The sequence below is a fragment of the Megasphaera cerevisiae DSM 20462 genome (assembly GCF_001045675.1).
GTDB classification, from domain to species: domain Bacteria; phylum Bacillota; class Negativicutes; order Veillonellales; family Megasphaeraceae; genus Megasphaera; species Megasphaera cerevisiae.
Map to the genome: position 1 here is coordinate 1 of NZ_LEKT01000152.1, position 719 is coordinate 719.

Sequence of the window (719 nt, forward strand, 5' to 3'; positions counted from 1 at the left end):
AATAATGATCCACCAGCTTAGCTGGTGGTTTTTCTTATGCGGCCTATAAGGCCTAGTCTACCAGCGGCGCTTTACAGCGCATGTTCGGTCCGTCACTTGCATATCACTTCCGGTTACCCGTAAACGGGTCTTCAAAATCTAATGTAAGCTGTTCGGACATTTCATCTTCTTTAAGTTGTTCTCGAATATAGGTGGTTATCTTCTTCTCGTTTTTTCCTACGGTATCTACGTAGTATCCCCGACACCAAAATTGCCGATTTCGGTACTTATATTTCATATTTCCCCATTTTTCATAGATCATCAGGCTACTCTTCCCTTTGAGAAAGCCCATGAAACCCGATACACTCATCTTGGGGGGGAATCTCCAATAGCAGATGCACATGATCCGGACATGCTTCTGCTTCTAGTAATGTCACACCTTTCCATTGGCATAATTCACGTAGTATTTGCCCTATTTCATATCGCTTTTGCCCATAAAATACTTGCCGCCGATACTTCGGTGCAAATACTACATGATATTTACAATTCCATTTACTGTGTGATAGACTGTGTGTGTCATTCATCGAATGACCTCCTTTGATGTGGATAGGTTTGCAGTTGACGGACCGCATTCTTATCTTACCATCAAAGGTGTTTTGTTTTAAACCTTCAAAGACTCATCGCTAAAGCTTTTTGGAACCCCTGGTCTAACCAGGGGTTTTCTAACTATAATACAAAAA

1 pseudogene is annotated in these 719 nt (G+C 41.6%); it reads right to left on the reverse strand.

From position 1 onward, the window contains the following. Nucleotides 1-103: 103 nt before the first annotated feature. Nucleotides 104-563 (reverse strand): annotated as a pseudogene (gene tnpA / locus AB840_RS15490) (IS200/IS605 family transposase). Nucleotides 564-719 lie beyond the last annotated feature (156 nt).